General features: G+C 42.4%; 25 protein-coding genes and 1 tRNA gene. 12 read left to right on the forward strand and 14 right to left on the reverse strand.

The genetic code is table 11. The features are described from left to right. Window positions 1-17: 17 nt before the first annotated feature. The 7 genes from ABJK37_RS23930 (at window position 18) to hydA (ending at window position 9,524) form a co-directional block, all read left to right on the forward strand. A complete protein-coding gene (locus ABJK37_RS23930) occupies window positions 18-1,352 on the forward strand; it encodes an NAD(P)-dependent oxidoreductase (protein ID WP_348359065.1) in 1,335 nt (444 codons plus the stop codon). Window position 1,353: 1 nt separating this feature from the next. Further along, window positions 1,354-2,673 (forward strand): NAD-dependent dihydropyrimidine dehydrogenase subunit PreA, encoded by a 1,320-nt coding sequence (gene preA / locus ABJK37_RS23935; protein ID WP_348359069.1) that lies wholly within the window; start codon window positions 1,354-1,356, stop codon window positions 2,671-2,673. Continuing rightward, on the forward strand, window positions 2,666-3,994 hold the full coding sequence (locus tag ABJK37_RS23940) for an aspartate aminotransferase family protein (RefSeq protein WP_348359072.1): 1,329 nt from the start codon (window positions 2,666-2,668) through the stop codon (window positions 3,992-3,994). The genes preA and ABJK37_RS23940 overlap by 8 nt, the downstream gene beginning before the upstream one ends. Before the next feature lie 9 nt (window positions 3,995-4,003). Beyond that, entirely contained in the window at window positions 4,004-5,497 is a 1,494-nt protein-coding gene (locus tag ABJK37_RS23945; protein ID WP_348359074.1) for a CoA-acylating methylmalonate-semialdehyde dehydrogenase, read from the forward strand. Between the two features lie 30 nt (window positions 5,498-5,527). Continuing rightward, window positions 5,528-6,409 (forward strand): nitrilase-related carbon-nitrogen hydrolase, encoded by an 882-nt coding sequence (locus ABJK37_RS23950; RefSeq protein WP_348359077.1) that lies wholly within the window; start codon window positions 5,528-5,530, stop codon window positions 6,407-6,409. 201 nt (window positions 6,410-6,610) lie between these two features. Beyond that, window positions 6,611-8,077, forward strand: a complete 1,467-nt coding sequence (locus ABJK37_RS23955) for an NCS1 family nucleobase:cation symporter-1 (RefSeq protein ID WP_348359080.1) — start codon at window positions 6,611-6,613, stop codon at window positions 8,075-8,077. 1 nt (window position 8,078) lies between these two features. Beyond that, complete coding sequence (gene hydA, locus ABJK37_RS23960) at window positions 8,079-9,524, forward strand: dihydropyrimidinase (protein WP_348359083.1); 1,446 nt, start codon at window positions 8,079-8,081, stop codon at window positions 9,522-9,524. A gap of 102 nt (window positions 9,525-9,626) precedes the next feature. Here hydA and rplS read toward each other — a convergent pair whose 3' ends face one another. From rplS to ABJK37_RS23985, 5 genes are all read right to left on the reverse strand, one after another. Next, complete coding sequence (rplS, locus tag ABJK37_RS23965; RefSeq protein ID WP_215928779.1) at window positions 9,627-9,986, reverse strand: 50S ribosomal protein L19; 360 nt, start codon at window positions 9,984-9,986, stop codon at window positions 9,627-9,629. 19 nt (window positions 9,987-10,005) lie between these two features. Further along, window positions 10,006-10,797, reverse strand: coding sequence for a tRNA (guanosine(37)-N1)-methyltransferase TrmD (trmD, locus tag ABJK37_RS23970; RefSeq protein ID WP_348359086.1), 792 nt, complete (start codon window positions 10,795-10,797; stop codon window positions 10,006-10,008). Next, the gene (gene rimM, locus ABJK37_RS23975; protein WP_348359089.1) at window positions 10,797-11,327 is read right to left on the reverse strand and encodes a ribosome maturation factor RimM; all 531 of its coding nucleotides are present in this window, start codon (window positions 11,325-11,327) and stop codon (window positions 10,797-10,799) included. Before rimM ends, trmD begins: the two co-directional genes overlap by 1 nt. A 34-nt stretch (window positions 11,328-11,361) precedes the next feature. Continuing rightward, the gene (gene rpsP, locus ABJK37_RS23980) at window positions 11,362-11,613 is read right to left on the reverse strand and encodes a 30S ribosomal protein S16 (RefSeq protein ID WP_215928597.1); all 252 of its coding nucleotides are present in this window, start codon (window positions 11,611-11,613) and stop codon (window positions 11,362-11,364) included. A gap of 227 nt (window positions 11,614-11,840) precedes the next feature. After that, the gene (locus ABJK37_RS23985; protein WP_348359093.1) at window positions 11,841-12,203 is read right to left on the reverse strand and encodes a hypothetical protein; all 363 of its coding nucleotides are present in this window, start codon (window positions 12,201-12,203) and stop codon (window positions 11,841-11,843) included. A 193-nt stretch (window positions 12,204-12,396) separates the two neighbouring features. Here ABJK37_RS23985 and ABJK37_RS23990 point away from each other — a divergent pair, with 193 nt between their 5' ends. After that, on the forward strand, window positions 12,397-12,849 hold the full coding sequence (locus ABJK37_RS23990; RefSeq protein WP_348359096.1) for a hypothetical protein: 453 nt from the start codon (window positions 12,397-12,399) through the stop codon (window positions 12,847-12,849). Window positions 12,850-12,860: 11 nt separating this feature from the next. Then, entirely contained in the window at window positions 12,861-13,190 is a 330-nt protein-coding gene (locus tag ABJK37_RS23995) for a hypothetical protein (RefSeq protein ID WP_348359098.1), read from the forward strand. Window positions 13,191-13,315: 125 nt separating this feature from the next. Here ABJK37_RS23995 and ABJK37_RS24000 read toward each other — a convergent pair whose 3' ends face one another. After that, window positions 13,316-13,945: a hypothetical protein gene (locus ABJK37_RS24000; protein WP_348359101.1), complete on the reverse strand. Its 630-nt coding sequence runs from the start codon at window positions 13,943-13,945 to the stop codon at window positions 13,316-13,318. A gap of 371 nt (window positions 13,946-14,316) precedes the next feature. On the opposite strand from ABJK37_RS24000, the gene ABJK37_RS24005 reads away from it, so the two are divergent. Beyond that, window positions 14,317-15,636, forward strand: coding sequence for a tetratricopeptide repeat protein (locus ABJK37_RS24005; protein ID WP_348359104.1), 1,320 nt, complete (start codon window positions 14,317-14,319; stop codon window positions 15,634-15,636). Between the two features lie 370 nt (window positions 15,637-16,006). Here the strand turns inward: ABJK37_RS24005 and ABJK37_RS24010 are convergent, their stop codons facing one another. The 8 genes from ABJK37_RS24010 to rlmE all read right to left on the reverse strand — a co-directional run bounded on the left by ABJK37_RS24010 (window position 16,007) and on the right by rlmE (window position 23,335). Further along, window positions 16,007-16,528 (reverse strand): PEP-CTERM sorting domain-containing protein, encoded by a 522-nt coding sequence (locus ABJK37_RS24010; protein ID WP_348359107.1) that lies wholly within the window; start codon window positions 16,526-16,528, stop codon window positions 16,007-16,009. A gap of 458 nt (window positions 16,529-16,986) precedes the next feature. Further along, window positions 16,987-17,071: transfer RNA gene (locus tag ABJK37_RS24015), tRNA-Leu, on the reverse strand. Window positions 17,072-17,080: 9 nt separating this feature from the next. After that, window positions 17,081-17,476, reverse strand: coding sequence for a preprotein translocase subunit SecG (gene secG / locus ABJK37_RS24020; protein ID WP_348359110.1), 396 nt, complete (start codon window positions 17,474-17,476; stop codon window positions 17,081-17,083). A 9-nt stretch (window positions 17,477-17,485) separates the two neighbouring features. Continuing rightward, window positions 17,486-18,232, reverse strand: coding sequence for a triose-phosphate isomerase (gene tpiA, locus ABJK37_RS24025; RefSeq protein WP_348359113.1), 747 nt, complete (start codon window positions 18,230-18,232; stop codon window positions 17,486-17,488). A gap of 100 nt (window positions 18,233-18,332) precedes the next feature. Next, the gene (glmM, locus tag ABJK37_RS24030) at window positions 18,333-19,673 is read right to left on the reverse strand and encodes a phosphoglucosamine mutase (RefSeq protein WP_348359116.1); all 1,341 of its coding nucleotides are present in this window, start codon (window positions 19,671-19,673) and stop codon (window positions 18,333-18,335) included. A gap of 78 nt (window positions 19,674-19,751) precedes the next feature. After that, complete coding sequence (gene folP / locus ABJK37_RS24035) at window positions 19,752-20,579, reverse strand: dihydropteroate synthase (RefSeq protein WP_348359119.1); 828 nt, start codon at window positions 20,577-20,579, stop codon at window positions 19,752-19,754. Window positions 20,580-20,674: 95 nt separating this feature from the next. Next, on the reverse strand, window positions 20,675-22,621 hold the full coding sequence (gene ftsH, locus ABJK37_RS24040) for an ATP-dependent zinc metalloprotease FtsH (protein ID WP_348359122.1): 1,947 nt from the start codon (window positions 22,619-22,621) through the stop codon (window positions 20,675-20,677). An 84-nt stretch (window positions 22,622-22,705) separates the two neighbouring features. Further along, entirely contained in the window at window positions 22,706-23,335 is a 630-nt protein-coding gene (rlmE, locus tag ABJK37_RS24045; protein WP_348359125.1) for a 23S rRNA (uridine(2552)-2'-O)-methyltransferase RlmE, read from the reverse strand. 107 nt (window positions 23,336-23,442) lie between these two features. On the opposite strand from rlmE, the gene yhbY reads away from it, so the two are divergent. Then, window positions 23,443-23,739, forward strand: coding sequence for a ribosome assembly RNA-binding protein YhbY (yhbY, locus tag ABJK37_RS24050; protein ID WP_348359128.1), 297 nt, complete (start codon window positions 23,443-23,445; stop codon window positions 23,737-23,739). 107 nt (window positions 23,740-23,846) lie between these two features. Then, on the forward strand, window positions 23,847-24,644 hold the full coding sequence (locus tag ABJK37_RS24055) for an SAM-dependent methyltransferase (protein ID WP_348359131.1): 798 nt from the start codon (window positions 23,847-23,849) through the stop codon (window positions 24,642-24,644). Window positions 24,645-24,652: the final 8 nt, after the last annotated feature.

The following is a 24,652-nucleotide window of genomic DNA, read 5'->3' on the forward strand; positions in this document are numbered from 1 at the left end:
AGTAAATGAGGTACAGCATGAGTACAACAGGAAAAGTTACTATCGATGATATTAATGCAGGTTTTGGCGACTTACATAAACCCTATAATAAGTCACAAGCCCTGCTTGAAGCTTCGCGCTGCACATACTGTTTCGATGCGCCTTGCATAAAGGCATGCCCGACAGGAATAGACATTCCTACTTTTATTCACCAGATACGTACACAAAACGTTAAGGGCGCGGCTAAAACCATTTTGTCTGAAAATATCATGGGTGGTACCTGCGCAAGGGCGTGTCCTACTGAAGTGTTATGTGAACGGGCCTGTGTCCGTCATCACGATCAAGGCAAACCTGTAGAAATTGGGTTATTGCAGCGCTTTGCGGTTGATCATCTTCTTGACTCTTCTGAGGAACACCCATTTGTAAGAGCCTCCGACACTGGCAAAAACATAGCTGTGGTGGGTGCTGGCCCAGCGGGGTTATCTTGCGCGCACCGCGCGGCTTTGTTAGGTCATAAAATCACGGTATTTGAAGCGAAACCAAAACCTGGGGGCTTAAATGAATATGGCCTTGCGGCTTATAAGATGGTCGATGACTTTGCTCAAAAAGAAGTGGACTTCTTACTTGGCATAGGTGGCATTGAAATAATCTATGAACAATATCTCGGTCAAAATCTCAGTTTAGAAAAATTGCGCTCAGAGTTCGATGCGGTATTCCTAGGCATTGGATTAGGTCTATGTAATCAACTCGGATTAGAGAGTGAAAACCTCAGCGGTGTCTATGACGCCATAGATTTTATAGAACAACTGCGACAAACAAATGATAAATCGACCCTGTCAGTAGGTCAAAATGTAGTGGTCATCGGAGGTGGAAACACCGCTATTGACGCTGCTATTCAGGCTAAACGCTTAGGTGCGAAAAACGTCACCTTAGCCTACCGTCGCGGCGAAGACAATATGACAGCGACAGACTGGGAAATAGACTTGGCTCGCAAAAATGGCGTCGACGTACGTTTATGGTTATCGCCCATAGAATTATCAGGTGAAGCACATGTTAGTAGCATCACATTTGAACAAACTACTATTGAAGCAGGACGTTTAATAGGTACTGGCATACATGAAAAGATCGAAACAGACATGGTTCTCAAGGCCGTAGGACAAAAATTAAATGCGTCGGTGTTATCAGATATTGTGATTGAAGGAGGCAAAATTAAAATTAACGACAAGTATCAAACCAGTATTCCAGGTGTTTATGCCGGCGGCGACTGTATCGATACAGGTGAAGATTTAACAGTGCAATCTGTAGAAGATGGCAAACGCGCCGCTCATGCAATGGGTCACACTTTGTTCGGCATTGAATTTAAGGAGGTCTAAAATGAATAAATTAGCCTGTAATATCGCCGGGATAGACAGTATTAATCCTTTTTGGTTAGCATCGGCTCCCCCCACAGACAAATACATTAACGTGGTACGTGCTTTCGAAGCTGGCTGGGGTGGCGTTGTTTGGAAAACCTTGGGGATCGATCCACCGGTTATTAATATGTCGAGTCGCTATGGGGTCCATCATGATCGCTCTCGAAACGTCATTGGTATCAACAATATTGAATTAATTACCGATCGCCCATTAGAAACCAATTTACGTGAAATAGAACAAATCCGTAAAGAATGGCCAGACAGAGTGATTATCGGTTCAATGATGGCGCCATTAGATGAAAACACTTGGAAAGAGCTCGCCATTAAAATTGCGAATTCAGGTGTCCACGGTATAGAGCTTAACTTAGGTTGCCCACATGGAATGTGTGAACGGGGTATGGGATCTGCTATTGGTCAAGTGCCCGAGCTAGTAGAACAAACCACTCGCTGGGTCAAAGAAGTGGTAGATATTCCAGTGTTTACCAAACTCACACCTAATATCACCGATATTCTAGTGGCGGCAGAAGCAGCGAAGCGAGGAGGGGCAGATGCTGTATCACTTATCAACACTGTCAATTCCATCGCCACAGTTGACTTAGATTTAATGGCTCCTACCCCCACTGTAGACGGCAAAGGCACCCATGGTGGTTACTGTGGCTCGGCGGTAAAACCCATCGCGTTACATATGGTAGGCGAAATCGCTAGAAACCCCGAAACCCGTAATTTACAAATATCGGCAATAGGTGGAATTGAAACTTGGCGAGATGCCGCGGAATTTATTGCCTTAGGCGCCAGTGGTGTTCAGGTGTGTACTGCAGCCATGTTATATGGCTTTCGTATAGTGGATGACATGATAGCTGGATTAGAAAACTTTTTAGACGAGAAAGGTTATGCCTCCCTCTCGGCATTTCAGGGTAAAGCCATACCCAACGTGGTTAATTGGAATGAACTCAACATCAACTTTGATACCAAAGCATTTATTAATAAGGACTCGTGTATTGAGTGTGGCCGCTGTCATATAGCCTGTGAAGATACCTCTCACCAAGCCATCACAATGCAACAAAATGCCAGTGGTGGTCGGGACTTCGTAGTGGTTGATGACGAATGTGTAGGTTGTAATTTATGTAAACATGTATGCCCTGTTCCCGAGTGTATTGAAATGCGTCCAGTCGATAATGGACTGCCAGTGCTTACATGGCCGGAGCATCCCAAAAACCCGCTACGAGTCGACATTGTGTCCCCTGAAAACACATTAGCAGAGACAGGAGAAAATCATGAATAACACTCATAATTTAACGCCTGAACAACTGCAAGCCAACTGGATGCCATTTACTTGTAATAGGCAATATAAGGCCGATCCTCGTTTAGTAGTGGGTGCAGATCGCATGCATTTTACTCTAGCAGACGGTCGAAAATTACTGGATGGTATTGCAGGTCTTTGGTGTTGCAACGCAGGCCATAACCGGCCTCGTATAGTTGAAGCCATACAAAAACAAGTGGCCACTTTGGATTATTCACCGGCTTTTCAAATGGGACACCCACTACAATTTGAGCTTGCCGATCGGCTAGCTAACATGGTGCCAGGTGATCTAAATAAGGTATTTTTTACTAATTCTGGGTCTGAATCCTGTGAAACCGCCTTAAAGATGGCCATTGCTTACCATAACGCAAGAGGTGAAGGTAATAGGACAAAACTAATCGGTCGAGAGAAAGGTTATCACGGCGTCAACTTTGGTGGCTTATCGGTGGGCGGAATGTCAGCCAACCGCAAAATGTTTGGCAACTTGTTAAACGGCGTGGATCATTTACGCCATACACATGGCATTGAGGACAACCTATTTAGTAAGGGTCAACCTGAACATGGAGTGGAGTTAGCAGATGATTTAATTAGACTTTGCGAACTGCACGATCCCTCTACCATCGCCGCCGTTATTGTCGAACCCTTAGCGGGTTCTGCCGGTGTGCTATTACCTCCTAAAGGGTATCTAGAAAAACTTCGAAAAATATGCGATCAACACGGAATACTACTGATTTTTGATGAGGTAATCACTGGTTTTGGTCGTATGGGCGCACCGTTTGCGGCGGAATATTTTGGCATTGAACCTGACATTATTTGCACTGCAAAGGGTTTGGCAAATGGTGTCATCCCTATGGGAGCAGTCATTGTTCAAGACAAAATTTATGATGCATTTATGCATGGTCCCCAAAATATGGTTGAATTTTTCCATGGGTACACTTTTTCAGGTAACCCTATGGCATGCGCAGCCGCAATGGCGACTTTGGATACCTACGAAGAAGAAGGGTTATTAACCCGAGGAGCAGAGCTCAGTGATTATTGGCAAGACGCTGCTCACTCGCTAGCTGACTTACCTTTAGTCAAAGATATTCGTAACATTGGATTAATCGCAGGTATTGAGCTGCTTCCTACGCCGGCTACACCGAGTAAGCGGGTTTTTAGCGCTTTTTTAAAAGCCTATGAAGCGGGATTACTAATTCGCACAACGGGAGACACCATAGCCTTATCGCCTCCGTTGATCATAGAAAAGTCACAAATAGATTTCGCCTTTAGTACCTTACGCGAAATTATACAATCACTGGATTAAAATAGAGTTATGCAACTGATACAACATATAATAAATGGCCAACCCACTTCAGGTGCCAGTAGCCAGACAACCGCTGTGTTTAACCCCGCATTGGGTCAACAAAGTGCTGAAGTCGTGACCGCTGTAGTTGAAGATGTCGAAACGGCTGTAGCAGCAGCCAAAGCGGCTTTTCCAGCTTGGTCTAAAATGCCTTCAAGTAAACGTGCTGATGTCATGTTCAATATGCGAACCTTGCTGCAAGCGCGTAAAGATGAAGTCGCAGAAACCATATCCAAAGAACACGGAAAAACTCATGATGATGCCTTAGGAGAAGTTACACGGGCGTTAGAAGTGATTGAATTTGCTTGTGGAATTAGTGACAAATTAAAAGGCAATTTTAGCCGTGATGTAGCGGTAGGTATTGATGTGACTGATGAACGCCAAGCTTTAGGCGTAGTTGCGGGGATAACACCTTTTAACTTTCCTGCTATGGTGCCTTTATGGATGATCCCTATGGCTCTTGCTTGTGGTAATACCTTCGTACTCAAACCGTCAGAGCGAGATCCTTCAAGCGCCAATTTAATCCACCAATTGTTTACCGAAGCAGGCTTGCCAGCTGGTGTATTAAATATCGTGCATGGTGACAAAGTGGCAGTGGATGCACTGTTAGATCATAGCGACGTCAAAGCTATCAGTTTTGTTGGCTCGACTCCGATCGCTGAGTATATCTATCAGCGTGGTAGCGCCAATGGCAAAAGAGTTCAAGCTTTAGGTGGTGCCAAAAACCATATGGTAATTATGCCGGATGCTGATCTTGATCAAGCAGCCGACGCTCTAATGGGCGCAGGCTTTGGATCTGCAGGTGAACGTTGTATGGCCATCAGTGTGGCTGTGCCAATTGGCCAAGAAACAGCTGATAAATTAGTCGCCAAACTACTACCGAGAGTCAAGGCTTTAAAAGTAGGTCCATACAGTCAAGCGGGTAACGAGATGGGACCGGTGATCTCTGCCGATGCCCAAAAACGCATTAAAAGTTTAATCGACCAAGGCGAAGCTGAAGGAGCCGATGTATTAGTTGATGGCCGAAACTTATCAGTAACAGGCTGTGAAGCCGGATTTTGGGTAGGAGGAACCCTACTCGACAAAGTCACTAAAGATATGTCAGTGTACCAACAAGAGATTTTTGGACCGGTATTATCTATATTACGTGCTAATTCCTATGCTGAAGCCACAGACTTAATTAATGCCCATGAATACGGAAATGGTACGTCTATATTTACCCGAGACGGAGACGCTGCCAGAGACTTCGCAGCTAATATTGAAGTGGGCATGGTAGGCATTAACGTACCTATCCCCGTCCCTGTCGCCTATCACAGCTTTGGTGGCTGGAAACGTTCAATATTTGGAGCCCATGGGATTTATGGGCCAGAAGCCGTGCACTTTTATACAAAATTAAAAACCGTCACTTCACGTTGGCCAACCGGAATACGTGCAGGTGCGGAGTTTACTTTCCCAACTAATTAATAAAAAAAACTAACTATAGATGGAGTAATTATGTCTACAACACGTTCAACTTTACGAGGTGGCTTGATCCAAATGGGTTTAAAGTCTTCTACAGATAATGATCCTGAAACCATTCGCAAAGCCATGATAGAAGCACACTTACCTTTGATTGATGAGGCAGGTGCAGCTGGCGTGCAAGTATTATGCTTTCAAGAAGTGTTTACTCAACCTTATTTTTGTCCAAGTCAAGATACAAAATGGTACGAAAGTGCTGAGAGCATTCCAAATGGGCCCACTGTTACTTTAATGCAGCAATACGCCAAAAAATATCAAATGGTCATTGTGGTTCCCATTTACGAAAAAGACGATGTAACTGGTGTTTATTACAACACTTGCGCGGTTATCGACGCAGATGGTAGCTATTTAGGTAAATATCGTAAAACCCATATCCCACAAGTGGCTGGCTTTTGGGAGAAGTTTTTCTTTAAACCCGGCGCTTCAGACTGGCCAGTATTTGAAACTCAATATTGCAAGCTTGGTGTGTATATTTGTTATGACCGTCACTTCCCTGAAGGATGGCGTGCGTTGGCATTAAATGGAGCCGAATATATTGTTAATCCATCTGCCACTGTGGCTGGTTTGTCAGAGTATTTATGGAAACTCGAACAGCCTGCATCCGCTGCCGCAAATGGTTGTTGGATTGGTGCTATCAACCGTGTGGGCGTTGAAGAACCTTGGAACATAGGTGAGTTTTATGGCCAAAGCTACTTTGTTAACCCTAGAGGTCAAATTGAAAAAGAAGCCAGCAGAGACCAAGATGAGCTGATCATCCATGATATGGACATGGATATGATTAAAGAAGTACGCAACAATTGGCAATTTTTCCGAGACCGTAGACCTAGTACTTACACAAAATTGACCGATGGTGAATAATAAGGCATCCCGTTAACTTTGTTTTAGTCACCCTTACAATTTAACGGTATTGTTACCCGCTACCCACAATGGCTGCACACGTAACGATGAAAAGTGGATGAGCGCTTGCTCATTCACTTGTTTTTTAAGGGAAATTTAGTTGTATTTTAAAGGTGGTGTGGTATTTAAAAATACCTACAGTATTTAATTACGGAGCATGTCATGGAAAATAATAATAACAGCGTGAAACCTACGCACTTTGATGCCGATCTGTGGAATCCAGATCTAGCGCCTACTACTGAGGCCACCCGTACTTGGAACTGGATACATTTTGCCTCGTTGTGGGTAGCGATGGTGGTATGTGTGCCTACTTACATGTTGGCCGCAGGTTTGGTATCCGAAGGCATGACATGGTACCAAGCGATAATTACAGTACTACTGGGTAACGCTATTGTGTTAGTACCTATGCTGCTAATAGGTCATGCTGGCGCCAAATACGGTGTGCCGTTTCCCGTTTTACTGCGAAGTGCATTCGGTACCAAAGGTGCCAAAATTCCTGCTCTCGCTCGCGGATTAGTAGCTTGTGGCTGGTTTGGGATCCAAACCTGGGTCGGAGGCAGCGCTATTTATGTCATTTTAAATAGTCTGACAAATAACAGCTTTCAAGGTTCTGCACTGCCATTGCTTGGTATTGATATCAGCCAAACTTTATGTTTCTTTGCCTTCTGGGGACTACATCTAGTATTTATACATTTTGGTACTGGCTCTATCCGCTGGCTCGAAAGTTATGCAGCCCCTTTTCTGATTGCCATGGGATTAGCTTTATTGTATTGGGCTTATGATACAGCTGGCGGTTTTGGTGAAATGCTTTCCGCTCCTTCACAATTTGGTCCCGGAGCCCCTAAAGAAGGACTATTTTTGCCAACCTTCATTGCAGGTTTGACGGCTATGGTAGGTTTTTGGGCCACCATGGCTTTGAATATCCCTGATTTCACGCGATTTGCTAAGTCACAAAAAGACCAGATGCTAGGTCAAGCCATCGGTTTACCTATTCCCATGGCATTATTTGCTTTTATTGGCGTAGCCGTTACCTCTGCTACTGTGACTATATACGGTGAAGCTATTTGGGATCCGGTTAAACTTGCCGGAAAAATGGGGGGAATGGGAATAATTGTAGCCTTAGCTACCCTAGCCTTAGCTACCCTTACCACTAACTTAGCCGCAAACGTAGTGGCTCCAGCATATGGTTTTTCAAATCTAAACCCTAGTAAAATAAATTTCAAAATGGGGGGCTATATCACCGCTGGAATCGGCGTGGCGATATTTCCTTGGAAATTATTGGAAAGCGCTGGGGGTTATATATTTACTTGGTTGATAGGTTATTCAGCACTTCTCGGCCCAATTGCAGGCATTCTGATTGCTGATTATTTTATCTTACGTAAATGCAAATTGAACATTGATGCGCTTTTTCAGCATAACGGCGAGTATGGCGCGACCAATGGCTGGAATGTCGCAGGAATGATATCTCTAGTGGTGGGAATTCTTCCTAACTTACCCGGATTTTTACACGCTGCTGGTATAGTCGAGTCTGTGCCTGAAATTTTTGATACTGTATATAATTATGCTTGGTTTGTAGGTTGTTTTGTTGCAGGCATACTTTATTTATTAATGGCAAAGAGAGGAAACTAACATGTCAATTCTTATCAAAGGTGGAACCGTTGTCACCGCCGATCTTAGCTACCGAGCCGATGTGTATTGTGCAGAGGGTAAAATTCAAGCGATAGGTGAAAACCTTGATGTGCCAGCGGGTTGCGAAGTTGTCGACGCAGGTGATTTACTGGTGATGCCTGGCGGAATAGACCCTCATACTCATATGCAACTGCCATTTATGGGCACAGTCGCCAGTGAAGATTTTTTTACCGGCACCAGTGCAGGCGCAGCTGGCGGCACCACATCTATAATTGATTTTGTTATTCCTAGCCCTCAGCAACCGATCATGGAGGCTTACAACCAATGGATGGACTGGGCGCAAAAATCCGCCACAGACTACAGTTTTCATGTGGCTATCACCTGGTGGGATGACTCTGTATACAAAGATATGGGCACTTTAGTTCATGAACACGGTATTAATAGTTTTAAACATTTTATGGCCTACAAAAATGCCATCATGTGTGAAGACGAAACCTTGGTAAATAGTTTCTCACGTTGCCTTGAACTAGGAGCCATGCCTACTGTTCATGCAGAAAATGGCGATTTGGTTTTTCACCTCCAGAAAAAAATCTTAGAACGCGGCATCACCGGTCCTGAAGGCCACCCGCTCTCTCGTCCACCTGAGGTGGAGGGTGAAGCTGCCAATAGAGCAATCCGTATTGCACAGGCCTTAGAAGTGCCGCTTTATTGTGTGCACGTGTCTTGTGAAGAATCATTACAAGCTATCACTAGGGCTCGCAACGAAGGCCAAAGAGTGTATGGCGAAGTATTGGCCGGACATTTAGAAATTGATGAATCCGTGTATCAAAGTGAAAACTGGGAATATGCGGCTGCCCATGTAATGAGTCCCCCATTTCGCTCTAAAAAACATCAGGACGCCTTATGGAAAGGATTACAGTCGGGTAACTTACAAACCACGGCTACGGACCATTGCTGCTTCTGCGCCGACCAAAAAGCCATGGGTAAGAAAGATTTTAGTATGATCCCCAACGGCACAGCGGGCATAGAAGACAGGATGTCAGTATTGTGGGATTCAGGTGTGGCTTCAGGCAAACTCACCCCTAACGAATTTGTCGGTGTAACTTCCACCAATGCCGCAAAAATCTTTAATATCTACCCGCGCAAAGGGTCAATTTCGGTAGGAGCTGACGCCGATATCGTATTGTGGGATCCTAGTGGCACACGGACGATTTCGGTAAAAACCCATCATCAAAATGTGGATTTTAATATTTTTGAAGGTCGCACTGTACAAGGTGTTGCGGTACATACCTTAAGTCAGGGCAAATTGGTGTGGACTAATGGCGAACTACGCACTGTTAAAGGGGCGGGTAAAAACGTGAAACGCCCGGCTTACGGCAGTACTTTTGACGCAATACAAAAACACACTGCACTTAACCAACCTCAAGCGGTCGCCCGAAGCGAATAAACTACGTGTTTGTTATTAATTAAATTTGTTATGACCTGTAAAAGCAAAAACCCGCCAATTGGCGGGTTTTCTTATAAGTTAACGGTAACGCAAAAAATTAAATTAACCTAGCTTCTCTTTAATACGTGCAGAACGACCAGAGCGTTCACGCAAGTAGTAAAGTTTAGCGCGACGAACAGCACCACGACGTTTCACTTCAATAGAACTGATTGCCGGGCTGTGTGTTTGGAATATACGCTCAACACCTTCGCCGTTAGAAATCTTACGAACTGTAAAAGCAGAGTGTAGGCCACGGTTACGTTTAGCGATTACTACGCCTTCGTAGGCCTGAAGACGTTCTTTTTCGCCTTCTTTAACGCGTACTTGCACAACAACTGTGTCACCAGCACCGAATGCTGGAACGTCAGTTTTTAGCTGCGCTTCTTCAATTTTCTTGATGATATCTTGATTTACTTTACTCATCATATCCTCTCATTCTAGATTAACTGTCTTTTTGAGTTATCTCATGCTGCGGCAAACTTTGTAGAAATAAATCTAACAACTTTTGCTGCTCCTCAGTCAGAGCTAGATCGTTTAATAATTCAGGGCGTCGTTGCCAGGTTCTACCTAACGACTGTTGTAACCGCCACTGCCTGATTTTGTCGTGATCACCACTTAACAACACCTTAGGAACCCGCTCACCGTTCAAGTTTTCTGGACGAGTATAGTGCGGACAATCTAACAAGCCGTGACTAAAGGAGTCTTGCTCAGCAGATTGTGCATGCCCTAACACACCGGGTACAAATCTTGACACTGCATCCATTAAGATCATCGCAGGCAATTCGCCGCCACTTAACACGTAATCACCAATCGACCATTCCTCGTCAACCTGTGTTTGTATTACCCGTTCGTCGATACCTTCGTAGCGACCAGCAACTAGGATCAAACTTTCATTTTCAGAAAGCTGTTTCACGCCTGCTTGATCTAGCTTTTTCCCTTGGGGAGAAAGGTAAATCACTTTTGTTTTTGTTCCGCCAGCTTGTTTAGCTGCCAGAATCGCGTCTGTTAATGGCTGAACCATCATCAGCATGCCAGGCCCACCACCGTATGGTCGGTCGTCGACGGTACGATGTTTGTCGTGAGTAAAGTCTCTTGGATTAAAACACTCTACTTGTAACAATCCGCTTTTAACGGCTCGCCCTACTACGCCCTGTTGAGTAAAAGTCTGAAACATTTCTGGGAACAGACTGACTACCCCAAACCAACGATTTTGTCCCTGACTAGGCTCGTGCATTAAAATGCCGGATCCCAATCTACTGTGACTGTTTTCGCCTGCCGGTCTACTTGCTTAACCACTTGGTCGAGCAAATAAGGAACCATGCGTTCTTTTTGACCAAAAGCGTCATTGAGGTTGGCTTTGACTAACATCACGTCATTAGCGCCGGTTTCAAATAACTCTTTTATAACACCCAAGTTATAACCTTTATCGGTTATCACTTGCATGCCGACTAACTCACGCCAATAAACATCGTTGTCAGCTAATTCAGGTAGCATCTCTGCTTTAATAGAAATCTCGAGGTTTTTGATACTTTCAGCATCATCTCGGGTTTCTACCCCAACCAACTTAGCAACTAAACCTTTATTGTGGGTTCGCCACTGGTCTACGACGTACTCTTTGCCTTCTTGCACTTGACCCAAAAGCCAAGGAGTGTAGTCAAACACGCCGTTTAAATCATGGGTATAAGAGGTGATTTTGACCCAACCTTTAACACCATAAGGTGCGCCGATTTTGCCAATCACTAATGTGTCAGACGTCAGACTCATTGTTTTAACCCTTCAAACTATGAAACTTCTGCAATTAAGCAGCAGTTTTTTGTGCATCTTTTACCAAGCGTGCAACACGGTCAGATAAGCCTGCGCCTACCCCAACCCAATGCTCAACACGACCTAAGTCCAAGCGTAAACGCTCTTCTTGGCCCTGTGCAGTTGGATTGAAAAAACCAATATTTTCAATAAAACGGCCATCGCGTGAACGACGACTGTCTGCAACCACTACTTGATAAAATGGACGCTTTTTAGCGCCACCACGCTGTAAACGAATAGTAACCATATATGCCTCAAACTCGTTGTAGCGTTAACGTTAACTTAATTTACCTTTAATTCTGACAGTTTTTAGCCAGATAAAAGGCCGCCGTATTTTACGGATTTGCAGCAGTTATGCAAGTTTAATTAATAAAAGAACCGAGATAATTGATATGTGGGTAATAGATAAATTCTATGAATGTAATTTTTTGAATGATTTATAGCAAATACAAAACCTTACCTTAGTTTTATTGGTTAGATTTTAGATAATGCCTCTTCATAGTTTTGTGCAACTTGTACATTCCATTCAGGGGATTTAATTGCTTGAGCATATGCGGCTACAAATGCGTGACCTTCGGGGGTTCTTGGAATAACCACAATGTTTGCGCTTTCAGTAAAGTTAGACTCCAAATTGGACATTAAAACGATTTCCTTTAAATCAGCTTCGCCCAAAGACACTTCTTCACTCAATCTAAAATCATAGATTGCCTTCTGCAAACGCCTCATGTTATCAATGTATTCTTGATTGGCTGTTAAGCGCACCATATCTAACACGTCTACTACACCGGTAAATTTAACGTACATATGATCATCTTCTAAAATTACCGAATAGCTCATTCCACCACCTCAAGGCAATACTTAATAGTTATATTACAGATTTGTGACAACGTTACAAACAACAAATGGACTAATTGGTCAGAATTTCGCTCCTGATGATAGAGGTTTTTGATCAGGCAAATAATAATCCCCAAACAACAACCTATATGTTCTATGCTATACACAAGTTAACCGATGTTGGCGACCTAGCACCATGTATCTAACAAGACTTCGAAGCAGCTATTTATTTTGTTTATTTATGCTATTTAGCGCCTGTAACGTTAAATGGGTCAGTGAATACGATGAACAAATAGATCAAGGTGTAACCCAATTGCACCGTAAAATAGAAACGTTTTTAACTACCTTAGAGCAACAGCAAATCCCAAAATGTTTATCAACCGAACATGTATTATTTTATCGACAAAGTTTAGTGGATGTACGCGCTCTAAAAATACGAGCTAAGGCTATTCCGAATAATGATATTACCTTACAACAATTGGATTTATTGGAGGAAAATTTGTCGTTAATGAATAAACTTCACGAAACTCAGGATAGTAGCAATAGTTGTATGCAAGCGGGAATGATTAGCTTTAATCGTTCCAATTTTGAAAGTATTTTCACCGCGATCTTAAAATTTGAGCTCGCTAAAAAACGCCAAGTTAAATAGCGAGAACGGATATGTCACTAAATCTTGAACAACTCAGCCAAGCAATGCTCACTGCCGCTAAAGGCCAAGTAGCTGAAAACTGGCCACAAATTAAAACTTATGCAAAACAAGAGGCAAAAAAACTGGCTGAAAACTTGGTATTAATTGAAAAACTCAAGCTCACTCAAGAAATTTCTGACGAGCAAGCCAAACTAATGCATCAAATGCAACGTAACGCCACACAAGCAGTACTGTTATCGGTACAAGGCATGACAGAACTAATGGCGGAACAAGTCCTCAATGCAGCCTTAGATGCGGTTAAAGAGACGGTGAATACAGCGCTGAATTTTACTTTACTTTAACAATAGAAAGCTAACTACGACCCATTAGCTGATTTACGGAAACTTGAATGGCTAACGCTTTGTGACGGCTCCTAACATTAACTAAACACCTTTTATTTCTGCTGGGTTTTACAAGATAATTTTGCTCAACCATCTCTAGGCAAAATAATCATAGGCACTGCCACACTATTACTGGCAATTAACTCACAGTTGACATTGCAAGCCTGATTTTCTGCTACGTATAAAACTTGTTTAAAACTTAATCCTGCAGAAATAGTGATCCTTTCGACTTTCTCATCAAAGTGTTGGTCTAAGGTGGGTTTTGGCGATTTGAGTTGTTTGCTTGCAGCAATCACTTTTAGGTCGTTAGAAGATGCGACTTCACTTAGTAAAAGCGCATATTTTTCAGCTGCACCTTTAACTTTGAGGCGAGTAGCTTTTTTATACCATAACAGCGCTTTTTCTGTATCTTGTTCCAAAAATATGCCTCTATGATAAAAGTAAGCTTTTTGATAAACAGCAGCCGGCTCATTGGCTTTGACGGCTTTATTTAAGTGCCTTAATCCTACTTTCACATTTTTATCTGTTGCCAAGCCCAATAAATACATAGTAGACAAAGCATGATGAGCCAACGAAGACCCCTCTCGGGCAAATTTCTTAAAAAACTGCAACTCACTCGCACAATCAGAATTGCAGTAGCGCATAGTATCATCGTTAGAAGCCATGACGTTTGCCGAAATCACCCAGCAAAACATGAAGAAAAGCGTTAATCTCATATCTATTCTTTACACAATTGAAGTAAATTTAAGACTAGCATTTACAATTGACCACCACAATTCTGGATATGTGACTTACACGGCCCCGTAGTTGACTAACAGCTTTAGGCCAGACATGCATATTGTAATTAATCTGTAGATTACGCGGTGTTTGATCCTGAATATTTTTGTTTGGTGATAAGTTTTATCACCAAACGCTGTGAACGCTCCTTAAACTAATGCTTTATCTCTTTGTTTTTAATGTTTTTTCGTGAAAACCAGTCAGGCCATGACTCCTTTTATGGGATTTTTACTTAGCCAGTTATTGCAGATACAGTGAAGAGATAGTATTAGTGGCCCATTAAGATCAATGGGTTTGCACAAGAATGACAATGAAAAACCGACAACAATCAAAATTGGAACAATCACTTGCGTTGGCTATTAAGTCTCATCAAAGTGGCGCTCTTGAAAAGGCTGTTAAACTATATAAAAAGATACTCCGAAAAATGCCCACTCACCCCGATGCTTTGCATTATTTAGGCATTGCGTTCCATCAATTAGGCGAGAGTGAAACCGCAATTACTCATATTGAGCGCGCATTAGCAGTGTCGCCCAATTACCCTGATGCTTTGAACAATTTAGGTAATATTTATAAAGAAATAGGCGCCCTTGAAAAAGCGCTTAGTCGCTATAAAAAAGTTTTAAAACATTGGCCCAAGCATGCTGATACTCATGTCAATATGGCGATTGTATTGCAGGAAACAAAGCAGCGTTCACAAGCGCTTAAACATGTGAATATTGCAATTGAAATAATCCCTGAGCATGGGCCAGCGTATTTTAATTTGGCTAAAATACAAGAAAACAATGAACAACTTGAATTGGCTATCGAGTCTTATAAAAAAGCCATTAGTATTGACCCAAGCAATCTCGAAGCGATTAAAAATTCAGCAAAACTTTTGCACAAATCGGGCCGTGAGAAAGATGCGATCATATTGTTGGAGCAGTATCTAAAACGCAATCCCACTAATCCAATTGCCCAGCACATGCTGGCGTCTTTTGGTGCTGCCGATACACCTGAACGTGCCAAAGATGACTATGTAAGACAAGTTTTTGACAGATTCTCAGCGAGTTTTGATAATTCGCTTGAGCGCTTGCACTATAAAGTTCCGGAGTTTATAAATAACGCTGTTATTCACACGCTTGACCAAAATGCGGTATCGGTAAACATTCTAGATATAGGATGCGGAACAGGTCTTTGTGGTCCTTTGTTGAAAGAGTACGCAACGTCCTTAACAGGCGTTGATTTATCCTCAAAAATGCTTGAAAAAGCCAAGCAAAGAAACACCTATGATGAGCTACACGAAGCAGAATTGACGCTTTATATGCAAACGTGCAATCGCCACTTCGACTACATTACATGTGCAGACACCTTTATCTACTTTGGCGAATTGCGAAACGCTTTCAAAGCTGCATACCACGCATTAAAACCCGCTGGTTATTTGATTTTTAGTATTGAGCGTCACACCTTAAATCAACAAAATTATCATCTGCAGTTACATGGCCGTTATAGTCATCATAAAGACTACGTGCAACAAACCTTAAGGGAGCTTGGTTTTGAGGTACAAAGTATTGACGACATAGTACCGCGCTTTGAAAGTGGCGAACCAGTGAAGGGAGCGTTAGTGATTGCGCAAAAAGCAATAACCCATTAACCATAAATACTTGCGTTCTAAACAGTGGTAGATGCATATTTACTGATGTTTATCGCAACACCTGATCTAATTCACGGTAAGTTATTATGGCTGTATCTGTAAGTTTTGAAACGTATTACTTGCGTCGATTTATTAACAATGGCGGTGTTAGTGTCAACCATTTTTACAGATTTTTTGAGCTCAATTGAAAATCAAATTGCTCTGACCCCATCGATTTATGACCCCATCGATTTAGACAAAGACTTGGCTGAAAGCTGGTCATTCGCCAAAACATTTAACATCACAAGGCTTCTATTATCGACGACATTAGCTTACATGAGGTTATGCAGACATAGCGTCGTCGATAATTAACTTCGATAATGTAACTAAATTAAGATTGTTTCTTAAATCGACGTAGTGCTAAACCCATAATACCCAATGCGAAGATTGCAATGGTTGATGGACCAGAGACCTCCCGGGCAAGCCAACGACCGTTTTCCAATGTGAAGTTTGTGTCAATAATAGTATTAGCGCTAACAAGAAGCGTCTCACCTGTCCTAGACCTAAAACACGCCCTGTCTCCCTGCTGCAAACAGCGGCTTGAGACAAGGCGAGTGATACGATCTATCGACTTTCCGTCGGCTGAGAATGTCATTTTGAGCCCACTCACCAGATCCGTTAAATCCCAAGTAATCCCGAACAAATCTGGACTCGTGAAGTCAAAACTTATGACACTTGCGGATGAAAATGGCGACAGACCTAACACTGCAGATTCTTCTATTTCGAATGACCCTCCCCAATTATTATTGCCGCCACATGTTGGATCGTCACAAACAAAATCATAAATGATCCCTGCATTAGCAAAACTGCTAACAAATAATATGCAACCGGCTAACGCCATTTTTATATTCATAATTAATTCCTAGTTTTAATAATTTTCCATAACAGCTAATACCAAGTCATCTGATAAAGTAACCTAATCATTCGTAAATAATCAGTCGATACCAGTGCCAAAGACCGGAAAACATAATCTTTGGCTGCGTTATATTAGTAAGCGTTTAATAGCTACAAAAACGACAACGAGTTGAAATTTTTTTATCATATGGGGAAGAAATACTAAAATATTAGAACGCATTTCAATGCAACCCGAAAGGTGAAATACATGGACGTATTTCATAAAAAAGTAACTGGCTCGACGGAACTCGAGACAAAAACCATCAAGGACGATGGCGCGAAGCGTGCTCTAGCTTCTAGCTTCTAGCTTCTAGCTTCTAGCTTCTAGCTTCTAGCTTTACAAAAAATTAAACCGCAGGTTTAACAACTCCCACAAAAAAAAAGGTCTTGGTATAACCCAAGACCCTTTTTCAAAATTGGTGCGGATGGGGAGACTCGAACTCCCACGGCCTAAGCCACAGCCCCCTCAAGGCTGCGTGTCTACCAATTCCACCACATCCGCGTATAAGTTTTAATTAGGAACGTCTTCTTCTTTAGGCGCTTCAGTTACAGGAACATCCGAATCTGAAGCAGCTTCTTGTAATGTCTGCTCTGTTACAGGTACATCTGATTCTACAGCTTGCTCTGCCACTGGCACTTCAATATTTTGCCAATCGTCTTCTGCTTTTTCTTTATCTGCTGTTTGATTACCCAAAATCAAACTAATAATAAAAAACAAAGTGGCAAGAATCGCTGTGGTTCGCGTCAAAAAGTTTCCTGAGCCAGTTGAACCAAATACAGTATTTGAACCACCACTACCAAATGATGCGCCCATTCCGGCACCTTTACCTTGTTGGATGAGTACAAATCCAATCAACATAACTGCGACAATCAAATATACAATAACTAATATTTCGTAAAAAACCATGTGCTGCCTCTACTGATTTGCCGCTTGGCAAATACTTAAAAAATCTTCTGGGTTTAAACTGGCACCGCCAATCAAACCACCGTCTACATCTGCCTGAGAGAACAACTCTTGGGCATTATTACCTTTAACACTACCGCCATACAGAATCACTATATTGGCCGCAATATTGTCATCTTGTTTTGCCAGGTGCGCGCGAATAAAAGCATGAACTTCTTGCGCTTGCGCTGGGCTAGCTGTTTTACCTGTGCCTATCGCCCAAATTGGCTCATAAGCTAATACAATATTAGAAAATTGACTTACGCCAACTCTACCTAATACCGCATCTAATTGTGCGGCGATATAATCGAACAATGTGCCGTTTTCTCGCACACTTTCTGGCTCACCTACACATAAAATAGGGGTTAACTCGGCTTTTAAAACCTGTTCAACTTTACTGGCGACTAATTCATCAGATTCAAAGTTATCTGCACGACGTTCAGAATGCCCAAGTATTACGTACTCACAATCAAACTCTTTAAGCATCGATACTGAGACTTCACCAGTATGCGCACCCGAGTCAAATTGACTGATATTTTGTGAGCCCAATTTAACCGCGCTGTTAAACAGTGAAAAATAAGGAAAAGGTGGACAAATTACTACATCCATATTTTCCAAATTAGCAGCGTTGAGATGCTTTTGCATTTGCTCAACCAATGCTTTGTCGCCATTCATTTTCCAATTTCCAGCAACTAACTGTCTACGACTTTTTGTTTGCACTTTCTGCTCCTTGTCGCACCAATAAAAAAGCGCGCGAGATATTAACTAACCCTATGACAATATACAAGTGGCTACACCTAATATTGCCCTGTAAACCATATCAATCGGTCACTTTACGCACAGCTTCTGCAATATACTCTGCCCATCGACTAGAATCTTGTGCATCATTCGCTTCAACCATCACTCTAATAAGGGGTTCAGTACCACTTTTACGTAACAATACTCGGCCTCTGTCATCCAACGCTTTTTCGGCATCCACTACTGATTGTTTAACTTCAGCACTTTCAAGTGGTTTAGTTCCTTCAGTGAACCTCACGTTGATAAGGGTTTGTGGGTATTTAGTCATACCCCGGCTCAATTCGTTTAAGGTCATATCTGCATTTAACATTGCAGCTAATACTTGTAAGCCTGCCACTATGCCATCGCCGGTAGAAGCAGCTGCCAAGTTCAGAACATGTCCTGAACTCTCTCCACCGATTGACCAGCCTTTTTTCTTAAGTAATTCCATAACGTGGCGGTCGCCTACCTTACTACGCAAAAACGGCACGCCTAACGTACCTAGAGCAACTTCTAGACCTAAGTTACTCATCACAGTACCGACTACTCCACCATGCAGACGACCACTTTTAAGAGCGTCTCTTGCGATAATATACACAATTTGATCGCCATCAATTACATTGCCTTTATGGTCAACTAACATTAAACGGTCACCGTCGCCATCTAGTGCAAATCCTAGGTCGGCGCTATTTTCGATAACACTTTCAGTTACCGCTTTCATAGAGGTCGCGCCAACTTTACGATTGATATTTAGACCATCTGGCTCAGTTCCAATCTCAATCACATCTGCCCCTAGTTCACTGAGTACATTAGGCGCTATGTGGTAAGTAGCGCCATGAGCGCAGTCGACAACAACCTTTAACCCTTTTAAGGACAGTGCAGAAGGAAAATTGCCTTTACAAAACTCTATATAACGACCGGCCGCATCACCAATGCGTACCGCTTTACCCAGTTTATTTGAAGCGACGCATTCCATGGGCTTATCCATTTGTTCTTCAATGGCGGTCTCAATCGCATCGTCTAATTTCATGCCATCAGCGGAGAAAAATTTGATACCGTTATCATAGTAAGGATTGTGTGAAGCACTAATCACTATACCGGCTTCAGAGCGAAATGTTTTGGTAAGATAGGCAATAGCCGGCGTTGGCATGGGGCCAAGTAAACCAATGTTAATACCGGCTGCAGACAAACCGGCCTCTAAAGCAGACTCCAGCATATAGCCTGAAATACGAGTATCTTTACCAATTAGTACTTTATTAGTACCCTGCCCGGCCAATACTTTACCTGCGGCCCATCCTAGTTTCATCACAAATTCAGGGTTAATTAGGTTTTCACCTACTTTTCCGCGAATTCCATCAGTTCCAAAATATTTTCTATCACTCATTGTTGTTCCTGTAATCCTGGATTAATCCCAGTTTTCCTTGAATACCATCTATACCAAAATATTTTCTATCAAACACAGCTATTTCTTAAAGGTATTAATCATGTTGACTACTTTAACAGCATCAACTGTCTCTTTAACATCATGTACTCGAATTATCTGCGCCCCTTTTTGGGCTGCAATAGTAGCAACGGCCACATTACCAGCAAGACGTTGTGTTACTTCTCGTTGCAATAAATTACCAATCATAGATTTTCGGGACATACCTGCCAAAACAGGCACATCTAATTTGTGAAACTCTTCAAAGTTCGCAAGCATTTGGTAATTATGTGCCAGTGATTTACCAAAACCGAAACCTGGATCAACGATAATTTGTTCAGCAAGCATACCTGCTTCAATACATATTGAAATCCGTTGCTGTAAAAAGTCCTTCACCTCCGCTACGACATCCTCATAGTGTGGGTCTTGTTGCATGACTCTGGGTTGTCCTTGCATATGCATTAAACATACTGGGACATTGGCTGCAATAGCCGCTTGTAACGCGCCTTTTTCTTGTAGTGCACGCACATCATTAATTAAACTTGCTCCAGCCCGTATTGCTTCGGTCATGACTTGAGGTTTACTAGTGTCGATTGAAATGATGGTGTCAAAGCGTTGTGACATTGCCTCAATCATTGGGATAACGCGATCTAGCTCTTGCTGCAAAGACACGTCCTGAGCGCCAGGCCGGGTAGATTCCCCTCCTATATCAATAATGTCAGCCCCTTCCTCTAACATTAAAGCCGCATGGGCGAGTCCATTTTCGAGTAGATTAAATGTTCCTCCGTCGGAAAATGAATCCGGCGTCACATTGAGGATCCCCATCACTTTAGGTGTAGATAATTCTAAAAACTTATCTTTAAACTGCATACGTACTCGATAATTTCATCTTGTGATCAACAAGCCACAATAAAAAAACGCCTTGTTGAACAATCAACAAAGCGTTTTCATTACCGGCAATTAGCCTAGCTAGTTGCGTCGCCGGGCTTACCTACTTTAGGTTTCACTGGCTTTTCATCTTTTTTATCATCTGTTACAGGCGCACCACCTGAAGGTTTTCCACCATCATCTTTATGATCTCGATCCCAATCAGCTGGCGGCCTTGGTTCAATTCTAGCCATTAAATCATCAATTTGTTTGGCATCAATGGTTTCATACTTCATTAAACAATCTTTCATTGCTTCAAGTACGTCACGATTTTCAGTTAGAATTTTTTCCGCACGCTCATAGTTGCGGTCGATGATAGATTTGATTTCCGCATCTATCGCTCGAGCCGTATCGTCAGACATATTTTTGGACTTCGACATACTGCGACCTAGAAACACTTCACCTTCTTCTTCAGCGTATAACATCGGTCCCATTTTTGACGACAATCCCCACTGCGTTACCATTTTACGTGCGATTTCGGTAGCGCGTTCGATATCGTTAGATGCGCCAGTAGTGACACCTTCTTCACCTAAAGTCATGTTTTCGGCAATTCGACCGCCAAACAAACTGGAGATCATGCTTTCTAGATGTTGCTTACTGTGGCTATACCGGTCTTGTTCTGGCAGATACATAGTCACACCTAACGCTCTACCGCGAGGAATAATCGAAACTTTATAGACAGGATCATGTTCTGGCACCAAACGACCAACAATAGCGTGACCGGCTTCGTGATAAGCAGTATTGGTTTTTTCTTCTTCCGACATCACCATGCCTTTACGCTCAGAGCCCATCATGATTTTGTCTTTGGCTTTATCGAATTCTTCCATCGACACCACTTTTCTACCTGAACGAGCAGCAAACAAAGCGGCTTCGTTAACCAAGTTGGCCAAATCTGCACCCGAGAATCCTGGCGTACCGCGAGCAATCAAACTCGCTTCTACGTTATCTCCCAGAGGTACTTTACGCATGTGTACTTTTACTATCTGTTCACGCCCGCGAATATCCGGTAAACCTACTGTTACTTGGCGATCGAAACGACCAGGTCGTAACAATGCAGGGTCTAGAACGTCTGGGCGGTTAGTTGCAGCAATAACAATGATGCCTTCATTCCCCTCGAAACCATCCATTTCTACTAACATTTGGTTTAGTGTTTGTTCTCTTTCATCATGGCCACCACCTACTCCAGCACCACGTTGACGGCCTACAGCATCAATTTCATCGATAAAGATAATACAAGGCGCCGACTTTTTAGCCTGATCAAACATGTCACGAACTCGAGACGCCCCCACACCCACGAACATTTCCACAAAATCAGAACCTGAAATGGTAAAGAAAGGCACTTTGGCTTCACCTGCAATCGCTTTGGCTAACAAAGTTTTACCTGTTCCTGGAGGACCCACCATTAAAATACCTGTTGGTATCCTGCCACCTAATTTTTGAAATTTGCTGGGGTCACGAAGAAAATCCACTAACTCAGACACATCTTCTTTTGCTTCATCACAACCTGCCACATCAGCAAAAGTCGTTTTAATTTGGTCTTCTCCTAATAAACGCGCTTTGCTTTTACCAAAAGACATGGCCCCTTTTCCGCCACCACCTTGCATTTGGCGCATGAAGAAAATCCATACACCAATCAGCAATAACATTGGGAACCAAGAAATAAAGATAGATGTTAACAGAGACGACTCTTCAGGCTCTTTACCAAAAACCGCTACGTTGTTTTCAATAAGCTCGTCCATCAAAGCAAGGTCAGTGTAGGGAATAATCGTTGTGAATGACTCACCATTACGTTTTACACCATTAATTTGTCCAGTATTTCTGTCGATTGTGGCACTGCTCACTACACCATTACTGACATCACGTAAAAACATGGTGTAATCAGTATTGGATGCTTTGGATTCATTGCCTGAAAAATTTTGGAAAACCGACATCAATACGACAGCGATGACCAGCCATAAGATTAAATTTTTTGCCATGTCGCTCAAGTTTTTAAACCTCTGTTGTTGCTAGAATCTATGTGACTCTATGAATTGCGTCTTGCGCCTAATTACTTAGTGACGTTGAGACTACTATAATTTGTAACCGGTCGCCACCAGATAAACCTCTCTGGAGCGTGCTCGGGATGATTCGGGCTTTCGAGTTTTGACTGTTTTAAAAGTCCTTTGTAATTCTTTCATAAAGGGTTCAAATCCTTCTCCCATGAATACTTTGATCACAAAACTGCCATTATTTTTCAAAACTTGGTGGCACATGTCCAATGCCAACTCGCTTAAATACATCGATTTAGCTTGGTCTATGGCGTCGTTTCCACTCATGTTCGGCGCCATATCAGACATCACAACGTCTACGTTTTTACCACCTATTTTGTTCAATAATTCGTTTAAAACATTTTCTTCACGAAAGTCACCTTGCAGAAATGACACCCCTATTAAAGGATCCATAGCTAAAATGTCACAAGCTATGACTAAACCATCATCCCCCACTACTTTTGCCGCAAATTGTGACCAACCTCCCGGTGCAGCCCCTAAATCAACCACCGTCATGGCTGGTTTGATTAAGCCATCCTTTTGTTGAATTTCTTCAATCTTAAACCCAGCTCTAGATCTTAGACCTTGTTTTTGTGCCTTTTGCACAAATTTATCGTCGAAATGTTCTTTCAACCAGCGCTGACTACTGACAGATTGTTTATTTTTGCTCATCGACCTGAAAAAAACACTGTATTCAAATTAGGAATAAATGGGAGATGGCGCTAGAATAGCGCTTTTCAACCATTCATCATTAATATATTTGTAAGAAAAACTAATCAATGACATTATCAAACAAACAAAAACAACACCTTAAGGGCTTAGCCCATTCTATTAAGCCAGTAGTTCAGTTGGGCAACAACGGTCTGACCGAAGGCGTTTTGGCAGAAATAGAGGGGGCTATTAATCACCACGAATTAATCAAAGTAAAAGTGCCAACTGACGATAAGGAAGAGAAAGCCCTTATCATTGACGCTATTGTTAGAGAAACAGGTGCGTTCAAATTGCAAACGATTGGCCATGTAGTGGTACTGTATAAACAAAGTGAAGATAAAAAAATCGAGCTTCCTAAGAAGTAAAGATTCCAGTAAAAGAAAAGTAATTTAAGTATCTTGTGGTTGCCGATTAATTGCTCATAGATTTTATGTCTTTTTATTGATAAAAATAACAACAGTAAGTGAACACAATGAAAGAAGTCGAAAAAGTGGGCAGTATCGTTATTGTCGGTACTGGCATGACACTTGGTGCACATATTACCCCTATTTGTAGAAGCCATATTGAACAAGCCAATGTGGTATTTACCAGCGCCCATCCTATGATGGAAAAATGGATTCAGACCATGAACTCTGATGTCCGCACGCTTCAAAGATTATACGCTGAAGGCAAAGACCGCCGCATTACATATCGTGAAATGGTTGATGCTATGATGGCCGAAGTCAGAGCAGGCAAAAAGGTAGTGGGTGCTTTTTATGGCCATCCTGGTGTATTTGCTTGGTCGCCTCATAAAGTTATCGAACAAGCGAGAGAGGAAGGCTACGCAGCACACATGGAAGCTGGCGTATCTGCCGAAGACTGTTTGTATGCCGACCTTGGAATCGATCCAGGTAAAGTTGGCAGTCAAAATTTTGAAGCCAGTCAATTTATGTTTTACCAGCGTAACATCGACCCCTCAGCTTACTTAATCTTATGGCAAGTGGCGATTGCGGGCGATAAATCCATTAAACGCTTTAGTACGGGTAAGGCTTATCGGCAATTATTAGTTGAACTATTACACGAATATTACCCGTTAGAACATAAAGTAGCTTTATACGAATGTCCAACCCTAGCATTGGAACCACCCAGAATCGATTGGATAGCGCTTAAAGACTTTGCAGAGGCTGATATTTCACTGATTACCACTATGGTTTTGCCTCCGAGTAAAAAAATGCTTAAAAATCAGCAAATTTTAGATAGACTATCCGAGTTAGACAAAAAATTTCAATAACCTAAAAG

This window comes from Paraglaciecola sp., from assembly GCF_039964565.1.
Classification (GTDB): Bacteria; Pseudomonadota; Gammaproteobacteria; order Enterobacterales; family Alteromonadaceae; genus Paraglaciecola.